Genomic DNA, 8,519 nt, shown 5'->3' with positions numbered 1-8,519 from the left:
GGCAACAGGTCGATCAGGAGCTCGATCAGCGCGCCGGGATTGCGCGAGATGTGGCCGCCATCGGGCAGGATCTGGCGCTGCAATTCGTCGGAGAGTTTTCGCGTGGCGGCGCGGATGTGCCGCCCCTGATTGGCGAGGCAGAGCGCGGCGTAGCACAGCGCGATCAGCACCTGCAGCCGCGGCACGCCGTCGATATCCATCATCGTGTAGCGCAGATAGCGGATCTCGCGCGCCAGCCCGCGCAGATAGCGCCGGTAGAATTTGCCGTCGGTATCGCCCAGCACCAGCGGCGCCTGCGACAACAGCGAGATGACGCGACGCGACAGCACGTCGGCGCGGCGGGCGACGGGGCGCTTGCGCGAAGGATTCGAAATCCAGTCGTCGACCAGCGAGCGGGCGTTGGCGCGGGTCAGCGCGGTGTCGGCGGCGCGCAGATGCCGCAGCCATCCGAATCCGAGCAGTGCGACTTCCCAGTCTTCCGACGGCGGCTCGAGATCGAAGATCGAACGGCCGTGGCAGGTGACGATCTTGCCGGCGAACACGAAGCGGCCGGCATAGATCTCAGCCGCGCGGGTGGCGTCGGCGGTACGCAAATCGTGCGGCGCGATGATCAGCCGATCGGTGCGGCCCGGCCACAGCCGCGACAGCGCCACCGAGCCACCGCTTGCGCGCGCCATCAGGTTCCGCGCGAAGCGGCCCATGATCAGCGTCGAGATACGTCTGCGTTGAGCGACCGACACGCCTGCCCTTGATTGGAGGATTCCGTTTTGCGAATCCTTTTAATCCGGAAACGCGGCCAAGACACCATCTTGAAAGCCCGCGAATCAGCGCAAGGGGACGGAAATCCGGTGCAAAATCAGGATTTAACCAGCCGCGCGGCGTAAAAACCGTCAAGCCCGCCCAACCGGGGGTCCTGGTGCGGCAGGTGGCAGGGCAGTGTCCGTAGATCACCTTCGGAGGTCAGTAATTCCTTCAAACCGGCGACCTCGCCGGCCTCGATTGGCGCGCGGCGCATGGCGGATTCGGAGGCGAGCAGCGCCGCGATCGCCTGCTCACCTTCTTCGGGCTCCAGCGAGCAGGTACAATAGACCAGCGTCCCGCCGGGACGGAGCAGCGCGACCGCCCTCTGCAACAGGCGCTTCTGCAGCGCCGTCAGCGCGGCGATATCGGCTTCCACCCGCAGCCAGGCGACGTCGGGGTGGCGGCGAATGGTGCCGGTCGAGGTGCAGGGGGCGTCGACCAGGATACCGTCAAAGCTTTCGCCGTTCTTGGCCCCCTGCCATTCGGCGGCATCGGCGACCACGGTCTCCGCCTCCATCGAAAGCCGCGTGAGATTGTCGCGCAGCCGGGTCATGCGGGCCGGCGAACGGTCGACCGCGGTGACGCGCGCGCCGGCGAGAACGAGCTGCGCGGTCTTGCCGCCCGGCGCAGCGCAGAGGTCTGCGATGGACTTGCCGGCGATGTCGCCGAACAGGCGCGCCGGCAGCGCGGCGGCGGCATCCTGTACCCACCAATGGCCTTCGATGAAGCCCGGCAGCATCTTCACCGAGCCCTGCAGCAGCGTGCGCACGGTTCCCGTCGGCAGCGTTTCGCCGTGCAGGCGGGTCGCCCACTGCTCGGGATCGGATTTCACGGTGATATCGAGTGAGGGTTCATGACTGAGTGCAAGCGCGATGTCGCGCGCGGCGGCTTCGCCGTAATGCGCGATCCAGCGCGTCACCAGCCACTCGGGAACATCGAGCGTCTTCGACTTGACCTCGTCGATCAAAGGTTGCCCCTCGCGCGCGCAGCGGCGCAGTACCGCGTTGACGAGGCCTGCATATTTCGCGGCCCGCCGGTCCGACTGCACCAGCCGCACCGACAGATCGACCGCGGCGTGGTCGGGAACGTCCATCCAGAGAATCTGCGCGGCGCCGATCAACAGCGCGCTTTGTGCGCGCGGCGCGTCGGTGGGAACGCCGCGATCGAGCAGCCGCGATAGCAGATGGCCGAGGGTGCCGAGGCGGCGCAAGATCGTCGCCACCAGCCGCCGCATCAGCGCGCGGTCGCGATCGGATAATGTCTTGAGTCCGGGATGCGCCGTGGCGCCGTCGAGCTGTTCGTCCAGCGTGCGGTGCTTATGCAGCACACCGTCGAGAATATCCGCAGCGATCCGCCGCGCCGCCAGACCAGGCACCTCGGATGGCAGGGCGAATCGTTGAGGAGGCATGGAGCGGGAACATCTCGCAAGAATCGGATAGCGCTCAGCGTTTCAGCTTATGCGGCGGGAAGGAAATCACTTTTGCCATTGGAATATGCCAAATATAAGAACCGCCCTACCGAATTCGCTGCTGCCGCACCATCTTTATGCGTGAAACCCGAGTGGAGCGCGCCACTGGCGCGACTGGAAATCCTCCAATGACCGACGATCCTTCATTGCCTGAAGCCGCCACCCCGGGGGCGGAACGCAAGAAGCTGACGCCGGCGGCCCAGCGCGCGCTCGCCGAAGCCGACGCGCGCCGGCGGGCTGCCGAAGCCGATGCCAGGCCGGCGGCCAAGGAGTTTCAGGGTCCGAAGGGCCCGGAACCGACCCGCTACGGCGATTGGGAAACCAAGGGCATCGCCTCGGATTTCTGAGTTCCGACGCGGGCGGCTGACCGACGCAGGTGCAGCCCAGGCATGGTTAAGTCGCCGAGCCGACGGTCACCCCAACGACAGCCAGTCGAAAACGACGACCATCAAAATCCAGATCACATTTAGCGGTGTCGCCGCGCTTAATAAGAGAAAAGCCAGAATGCTTACGCCGAAATAGACAGCCCAGGCCGCGCGCTCTGGCGTCCAAAAGCCGAGAACGGCGACCGCGGCGTTGAGACCGAATGCCGAAAACCCCTCGATTTGACGGGTCTGTAGCGAACTCCATCCATAATGCCCGAGCCAGGACAGGATGGCGATGACGACGCTGATCGCAAGAACGGCGATCATCAGCGGCTTCGAACGAATCGGCTTCACGGGGCCGTTCCTCCTTGTCGCGGAGAAAAAAGGCCGCGCAGTGGCGCGGCTTTTCGCATGCTCAGATCTTTCGGCAGCCGATCAGCGCGTCACCACCACCGTCGTGCCGACGGAGACGCGCTGGTAGAGATCGGTGATGTCGGGGTTCAGCATGCGGATGCAGCCGTAAGAGACAAAGCCGCCGACCGAGCCCGGCACGTTGGTGCCGTGGATGGCGTATTCGCCGCCGGCCAGCGTCATCGCGGCGACGCCCATCGGATTGTGCGGCGAGCCGCCGGGGATCACGTCCGGCATCGAGGGCTTGTCGCGTTTCACTTCGGCCGGCGGCGACCAGGCCGGATTGCGATACTTGCCGTCGATCTGGGTCACGCCGGCCCATTGCTTGCCGGCCTTGCCGACGCCGACGGGATAGCGCACGGCGTGGTCCGGATCGACCACCAGATAGAGCCGGCGCTCATTGGTCTTCACCACGATCGTTCCCGGCGAATAGTCGCCGCGGAAACCGACCACATCCGCACCCGCCTCGGCCGCCGACGATACCAATATCCCGGCCCCAATGGTGGCTGCCAGCGCCACCGCAATCCTCATCGACATCAATCTCTGCGCTCCATCTTCGGCCAGCCCTGAGGGCGGCGTGAAATTCGATGCAAATCCCGCAATGCCCGCGATTTACCGCCGCCTTGCCCACGCATTCTTAACCGCGCCCGTTAACCCGGAGGTTTCCATGAGGGCCGCGCCGGGGGTCCAGCGCTGGCAACGAAGAAAATGTTCGGGACAAAGTAAATGCCCGGAAAACAACACTCGCCCGGAAAACGGCAGCGTCGGGCGACTTGCCGCTGACAAGCGCGTGAGGGGCGACGGACCCGAGCAGATTTTTTGATTGAAATGTCGCCGCTGCGGAAGTGCGCTCCCTCCCCCCGCTCTTGCGGGGAGAGGGGCTGTCTCCGCAAACTCTCTCGCAGAAATATGCGCGGAGAGTCTCCCTCATCCATATTGCTCCGGACGATGCTTCGCATCGCTCGGCGCAATCCGACCTCTCTCCGCAAGCGGGGCGAGGTTAGCTGACCCTTACGCCGAAGCGTCCTTCTTGTTCTGCCGGTGCTCGACGAGATCGTCGACCACGGCGGGATCCGCCAAGGTCGAGGTGTCGCCGAGGCTGCCCGGCTCGTCTTCGGCGATCTTGCGCAGGATGCGGCGCATGATCTTTCCGGAGCGGGTTTTCGGCAGGCCCGGCGCGAACTGGATCTGGTCGGGCGAGGCGATCGGGCCGATGTCCTTGCGCACCCACGCCACCAATTCTTTCCGCAACTCCTCGCTCGGCTCCTCGCCGGCCATCAGCGTCACATAGGCGTAGATGCCCTGCCCCTTGATGTCGTGGGGATAGCCGACCACGGCGGCCTCCGAGACCTTGGCATGCGCCACCAGCGAACTCTCGACTTCGGCGGTGCCCATGCGATGGCCGGAGACGTTGATGACGTCGTCGACGCGGCCGGTGATCCAGTAATAGCCGTCGGCGTCGCGGCGGCAGCCGTCACCGGTGAAGTATTTTCCCTTGTACGTGGAAAAATAGGTCTGCTCGAAACGGGCGTGATCGCCATAGACGGTGCGCATCTGGCCCGGCCATGATCTGGCGATGCAGAGATTGCCCTGGCATTCGCCTTCCAGCACCTTGCCGTCGGCATCGACGATTTCCGGCACCACGCCGAAGAACGGCGTCGTCGCGGAACCCGGCTTGAGTTTGGTGGCGCCCGGCAGCGGCGTGATCAGGATGCCGCCGGTCTCGGTCTGCCACCAGGTGTCGACGATCGGGCAGCGATCCTCGCCGACCACGCGGTGATACCACTCCCAGGCTTCCGGATTGATCGGCTCGCCGACGCTGCCGAGCAATCGAAGTGACTTGCGCGAGGTCTTCTTCACCGGCTCGTCGCCTGACTGCATCAGCGCGCGGATCGCGGTCGGCGCGGTGTAGAAGATGTTGACCTTGTGCTTGTCGATGACGTTCCAGAACCGCGAATTATCGGGGTAATTCGGCACGCCCTCGAACATCAGCGTGGTCGCGCCGTTGGCCAGCGGCCCGTAGAGAATGTAGCTGTGGCCGGTGACCCAGCCGACATCGGCGGTGCACCAGTAGATGTCGCCGTCGTGGTAATCGAACACGTATTGATGCGTCATCGACGCGAACACCAGATAGCCGCCGGAAGTGTGCAGCACGCCCTTGGGCTGTCCGGTCGAGCCCGAGGTGTAGAGGATGAACAGCGGATCCTCGGCATGCATGTGTTCGACCGGGCATTCCGTGGTCACCATCTCGGCGGCCTCGTGGTACCAGAGGTCTCGGGACGGATTCATGTCGACCTTGCCGCCGGTGCGCTTGACCACGACGACCCAGTCGACGCCGCCGGCCTTGGCGACCGCGGCATCGACATTGGATTTCAGCGGCACCTTCTTGCCGCCGCGCAGGCCTTCGTCGGCGGTGATGATGATCTTGGACTGGCAGTCGGTGATGCGCTGGGCGAGGCTGTCTGGCGAGAAGCCGGCGAACACCACCGAATGGATCGCGCCGATCCGCGCGCAGGCCAGCATCGCGTAGGCGGCTTCCGGGATCATCGGCAGGTAGATGGTGACGCGGTCGCCCTTCTTGACGTTGCGGGTGCGCAGGATGTTGGCCATCTTGCAGACTTCGTCATGCAGCTGCTGATAGGTGATGTGCTTGGACTCGGAAGGATTGTCGCCCTCCCAGATGATGGCGGTCTGGTCGCCGCGCTTGTCGAGATGGCGGTCGATGCAGTTCCAGGCGACGTTGAGGACGCCGTCCTCGAACCATTTGATCGAGATATGGCCGGGCGCGAAGGAAGAATTCTCGACCTTGGTGAACGGCTTCATCCAGCCGATGCGCTTGGCCTGCTCGGCCCAGAATCTGTTGGGGTCGCTGACCGAGCGCGCGTACATTTCCTTGTACTTGGCCTGATCGACCCAGGCGCGCTTCGACCATTCCGCCGGCACATCGTAAATCTTCTCGGACATCTCAGACCCTCCACCCTTGCGGCCAGTGAATGCGGACACTGCAAGCCGTCTTCGTTCTTATAACGATTATGCGTCGGCCCCGATGACCCCGACAAGCGGAACAAATACGACCTTCGGCGGGCTCCCCGCTTGCGCCGGATCAAATCCCGCGACGTGGCGGGACGCCGCGGCGGCGTCCGCCCGCATCACGATCGCGTTTTCGCAGGGGTCAAAAGGCCGCAGGTCAGCTCTGCGCGTTTGCTCAACGGTAACCAGAAACCGTCACCCTCGGCGAATGGGCTAGCGCTCCCGGCCATAACCCCCTAAATGGCCTCCCCGGGGCGAAAGCCACCTGCCGGAACCAAAGATCAATAAACGGCATTAGCAGGGTGTAGTCAGAACAGGCGTCTAAAGTCATGATGGATCAGCAGAATTTCGAGGCTGCGCGGCCCGCTTCCGCCGATCCGGCGGTTGCCTTGGCCGAAGCCCTCGGTCAGCTGCCCAAAACCCCCCAGGAAAAGCCGCAAGCAAAGGCGCAACCGGCCGCCTCGGTCGAGGCGCTGGCCCGCGAGATCGGCCTACGGCTTGGCGATCAGAACGAACTGACCATCCGCCGCATCAAGCGGGGAAAAAGCTATTCCTTCGTTCGCGCCAACGGCACCCGGGTTCGCCATGCCGGCACCATCCGCCGGCTGCACTCGATGGCGGTGCCGCCGGCCTATGCCGAGGTCCGCTACTCCCCCGATCCGAATCTGCACCTGCAGGCGGTCGGCCGCGATGCCGCGGGCCGGCTGCAATACCGCTATCACTCCGACTGGGAAAAGGTCCGCGAGCACCGCAAGGCCCATCGTCTGGCGAAGTTGGTCGCGGCGCTCCCAAAAATCCGCCGCAACGTCTCGATGCACCTGTCGGGCGACACGCCGACCCGCGAGTTCGCGCTGTCGGCGGTGATCGAGCTGATCGCGCGCACCGCGATCCGTCCCGGCAATGAATCCTATGCCCGCCTCAACGGCACCCGCGGCGCCACCACGCTCCTGAAGTCCAACGTGACGCTGGAAGACGACAGCGTCGTGCTCTCCTTCAAGGCCAAGGGCGGCAAGGCCGTGCGCAAGGAATGCGACGCGGCCAAGCTCGTGCGCGCCATCGGCATCCTGCAAGGCGTGCCGGGCAAGCGGATGTTCCAGTACCGCGACAATTCCGGCAATGTGCGCGCAGTCTCCACCACCCAGGTCAATGCGTTCCTGCGCGAGATCGCCGGCATCAAGATTTCGCTGAAGGATTTCCGGACCCTGATGGCATCAGCGGTGGTGCTGGAATCGCTGTCGCGGATTTCACCGGCCGCCAGCGCCCACGGCCGCAAGAAGCAGGTGCTGGATGCGGTCCGCGCCGCCGCGGATGAACTCTCCAATACGCCGGCGATCTGCCGCAAGAGCTATGTCCACGACACCATCGTCACCGCCTTCGAGGACGGCATCCTCGAACGCTTCGCCGCGACCATGAAGGGCTACCGCTCGCAGTCGAAACGCGAGGCGCTCTTGGCGCAAGTCGTGATGGCGGCTGCGGCGGCGTAAGCGCAGTGCCGTAGGGTGTGCGACGCTATAGCCCGCCCATCTTGCAGACCAGCTTCCATTCCTCCGGCGTCACCGGCTGCACCGACAGCCGCGAATATTTCACCAGCGCCATGTCGGCCAATCGCTTGTCGGCCTTGATCGCCGCCATCGTCACCGGAATCTTCAGCGGCTTGTCGGCTTTGATGTCGACGCAGACGAATTTTTCCGTTTTGTCGGTGGGATCGGGGTAGGCTTCCTTGACGATCTCGGCGATGCCGACGATCTCCTTGCCCTCGTTGGAATGATAGAAGAAGGCGCGGTCGCCCTTCTTCATCTTCACCAGGTTCTGCCGCGCGGTGAAATTGCGCACGCCGGTCCAGGCTTCGCCCTTGGCGCCCTTTGCCACCTGCTGGTCCCACGACCACGCCGAAGGTTCGGATTTCACCAGCCAGTACGCCATTTTCATCCCTCCGCCTTGAACGGGCGCGTCAAGAGACTTTCGATCGCTTCGTCGATCGTCACCGCGCCGCGCAGGATCGCCGCGACCGCATTTGATACCGGCATATCGACGTTTTGCGAAGCCGCCAGTTCGATCAGCACCGGGGCGGTGAATTCGCCCTCGGCAAGCTTGTCGTGCAGCCACGGTTCACCGCGCCCGAGCGCGATGCCGAGCGCGAGATTGCGCGATTGCGGGCTCGAGCAGGTCAGGATCAAATCGCCAAGCCCCGACAGCCCCGCCATAGTTTCGCCGCGCGCGCCGCAGGCGCGTCCCAACCGCACCAGCTCGGAAAAGCCGCGCGTGGTCAGGGCCGCCTGTGCGGAAGCGCCGAGTCTTCGCCCCACAACGATGCCGGCCGCGATCGCCAGCACGTTCTTCGCCGCCCCGCCGATCTCGACGCCGCGGACATCCGTGGTGTGATAAGGCCGGAAGGTCGAAGATCCCAGCGCCTGCACCAGCGCGCGCGCCAGCGTTTCGTCCTT

8 protein-coding genes and 1 pseudogene are annotated in these 8,519 nt (G+C 64.6%); 2 read left to right on the top strand and 7 right to left on the bottom strand.

The genetic code is table 11. The features are described from left to right. Both QZ213_RS20065 and QZ213_RS20060 read right to left on the bottom strand, forming a co-directional pair. A pseudogene (locus tag QZ213_RS20065) lies at positions 1-701 on the bottom strand (heparinase); the annotation flags it as partial. 155 nt (positions 702-856) lie between these two features. Next, positions 857-2,209: a transcription antitermination factor NusB gene (locus QZ213_RS20060; RefSeq protein ID WP_291687839.1), complete on the bottom strand. Its 1,353-nt coding sequence runs from the start codon at positions 2,207-2,209 to the stop codon at positions 857-859. Positions 2,210-2,397: 188 nt separating this feature from the next. Between QZ213_RS20060 and QZ213_RS20055 the strand changes: the two genes are divergently transcribed. Beyond that, on the top strand, positions 2,398-2,616 hold the full coding sequence (locus QZ213_RS20055; protein ID WP_291687838.1) for a DUF1674 domain-containing protein: 219 nt from the start codon (positions 2,398-2,400) through the stop codon (positions 2,614-2,616). A 66-nt stretch (positions 2,617-2,682) separates the two neighbouring features. Here the strand turns inward: QZ213_RS20055 and QZ213_RS20050 are convergent, their stop codons facing one another. From QZ213_RS20050 to acs, 3 genes are all read right to left on the bottom strand, one after another. Beyond that, on the bottom strand, positions 2,683-2,961 hold the full coding sequence (locus QZ213_RS20050; RefSeq protein WP_291687837.1) for a hypothetical protein: 279 nt from the start codon (positions 2,959-2,961) through the stop codon (positions 2,683-2,685). A 108-nt stretch (positions 2,962-3,069) separates the two neighbouring features. Further along, on the bottom strand, positions 3,070-3,582 hold the full coding sequence (locus QZ213_RS20045; protein ID WP_291687836.1) for a L,D-transpeptidase: 513 nt from the start codon (positions 3,580-3,582) through the stop codon (positions 3,070-3,072). 474 nt (positions 3,583-4,056) lie between these two features. After that, positions 4,057-6,009: an acetate--CoA ligase gene (gene acs, locus QZ213_RS20040; protein ID WP_291687835.1), complete on the bottom strand. Its 1,953-nt coding sequence runs from the start codon at positions 6,007-6,009 to the stop codon at positions 4,057-4,059. A gap of 395 nt (positions 6,010-6,404) precedes the next feature. Between acs and QZ213_RS20035 the strand changes: the two genes are divergently transcribed. Beyond that, a complete protein-coding gene (locus QZ213_RS20035) occupies positions 6,405-7,559 on the top strand; it encodes a DNA topoisomerase IB (protein ID WP_291687834.1) in 1,155 nt (384 codons plus the stop codon). Positions 7,560-7,584: 25 nt separating this feature from the next. Here the strand turns inward: QZ213_RS20035 and QZ213_RS20030 are convergent, their stop codons facing one another. Next, on the bottom strand, positions 7,585-7,998 hold the full coding sequence (locus QZ213_RS20030; RefSeq protein ID WP_291687833.1) for an EVE domain-containing protein: 414 nt from the start codon (positions 7,996-7,998) through the stop codon (positions 7,585-7,587). A gap of 2 nt (positions 7,999-8,000) precedes the next feature. Continuing rightward, positions 8,001-8,519, bottom strand: a 519-nt coding sequence (locus QZ213_RS20025) for an NAD(P)H-dependent glycerol-3-phosphate dehydrogenase (RefSeq protein WP_365885077.1), incomplete at its 5' end; no start/stop codon positions are given.

It is taken from the genome of Bradyrhizobium sp., from assembly GCF_017881085.1.
Taxonomy (GTDB): Bacteria; Pseudomonadota; Alphaproteobacteria; order Rhizobiales; family Xanthobacteraceae; genus Bradyrhizobium.
This window is presented reverse-complemented; position numbering and strand designations above follow the sequence as displayed.

Bases quoted from the DNA above. Each gene is read 5' to 3' on its own strand.
- QZ213_RS20030 (WP_291687833.1), bottom strand. From the start codon at position 7,998: ATGGCGTACTGGCTGGTGAAATCCGAACCTTCGGCGTGGTCGTGGGAC.
- QZ213_RS20035 (WP_291687834.1), top strand. From the start codon at position 6,405: ATGATGGATCAGCAGAATTTCGAGGCTGCGCGGCCCGCTTCCGCCGAT.
- QZ213_RS20050 (WP_291687837.1), bottom strand. From the start codon at position 2,961: ATGATCGCCGTTCTTGCGATCAGCGTCGTCATCGCCATCCTGTCCTGG.
- acs (WP_291687835.1), bottom strand. From the start codon at position 6,009: ATGTCCGAGAAGATTTACGATGTGCCGGCGGAATGGTCGAAGCGCGCC.
- QZ213_RS20055 (WP_291687838.1), top strand. From the start codon at position 2,398: ATGACCGACGATCCTTCATTGCCTGAAGCCGCCACCCCGGGGGCGGAA.
- QZ213_RS20060 (WP_291687839.1), bottom strand. From the start codon at position 2,209: ATGCCTCCTCAACGATTCGCCCTGCCATCCGAGGTGCCTGGTCTGGCG.
- QZ213_RS20045 (WP_291687836.1), bottom strand. From the start codon at position 3,582: ATGTCGATGAGGATTGCGGTGGCGCTGGCAGCCACCATTGGGGCCGGG.